General features: G+C 66.6%; 2 protein-coding genes. Both read left to right on the forward strand.

The features are described 5' to 3' along the window. Positions 1-477 (forward strand): ABC transporter permease (locus AC1DOC_RS34065; RefSeq protein ID WP_478131620.1); only part of this gene is annotated, 477 nt, incomplete at its 5' end. 46 nt (positions 478-523) lie between these two features. Continuing rightward, a partial coding sequence (locus AC1DOC_RS34070) for an enoyl-CoA hydratase/isomerase family protein (RefSeq protein WP_478131621.1) occupies positions 524-1,280 on the forward strand: 757 nt, incomplete at its 3' end.

The raw sequence follows: 1,280 nt of genomic DNA on the forward strand, positions 1-1,280 counted from the left end.
CTCGAGTTCCTGCGGTCCGTGCCGCCGCCCACCATCGTCCCTGTGGCCATGCTGCTGATCGGCAGCGGCGCCGTGCTCGGAGCCACCGTGGTTTCGCTCGCCGCGCTCTGGCCCATCCTGTTGAATGTGCTGCAGGCCACGCGGGCCATCCATCCGACCCTCGTCAACACCGGCCATACGCTGCGGATCTCGACCCGCAGCAAGGTGATGAACATCTACGTACCCAGCATCCTGCCCAGCGTGATCGCAGGGCTTCGCGTGGCGGTGCCGCTGGCCATCATCGTCGCGCTTCTCGTGGAGATGCTGGCCACGCGCCCGGGCGTCGGACGCATGTTGCTTTCCGCCCAGCGCGACTTCGACGCGCCCGCCGTCTTCGCTCTGTTGTCCACCGTGGGCCTCATCGGCGTCGGCGTGAACTGGGCGCTCGAGTGGCTGGAGCGCTGCGTCTCGAGGAAGTTGCCGGGCATCGGGCGCTGACGCCTCCTCACTCTTCCCTTCTTTTTTCGCCCAACGAACCATCCAGATGTCCATCGATTTCCAGATCATCGACAACGCCATTGCCCGCATCGTCATCAACCGTCCCCAGCAGCACAACGCGCTGGACGTCGAGCACGACCGTGCGCTTGCGGACGCCTGGCAGCGCTTCAACGACGACCCGCAACTGAAGGTCGCGATCCTGTCCGGCCAGGGAGGCCGTGCGTTCTGCACCGGCGCCGACATTCGCGACTACCTGCCCTACCGGCGTGGCCGCGCGGCCAGCCAGGAACCCACGTCGATCATCAGCTTCGGCGGACTGACTGGCGCTCAGGACGTCGCCAAGCCGACGATCGCGGCCATCGACGGATTCTGCGTGGCTGGCGGGCTGGAGCTGGCGCTTGCCTGCGACATCCGCATCGCGACGCACACATCGAGCTTCGGCCTTCCCGAAGCCAGGCTAGGCATTCTTCCTGGTGGTGGAGGCACGCAGCGGCTCGCCAAGGTGACGGGACTGGGTGTTGCGATGCGGATGATCCTCACGGGCGACACGTTCGACGCGGCCTTCGCGCTCAACCACGGCCTCGTGACCGAGCTGGTGTCCAGCGAGGCGCTCGAAGAAGCCGCGCTGGCCATCGCCCGGCAGCTCGCCAAGAATGGACCGCTCGCGGTCGTTGCCGCGCGTCGTTCGGTACTTGCCAGCTATGGACTCTCCGTCGAGGAAGGCCTGCTCCAGGAATCGGCGCTGCAACGGCAACTGCTCCTGACCCGCGATGCACACGAGGGCGTCGCGGCCTTTTCCGAAC

This window comes from Variovorax sp. 01T439_2, assembly GCF_056398445.1.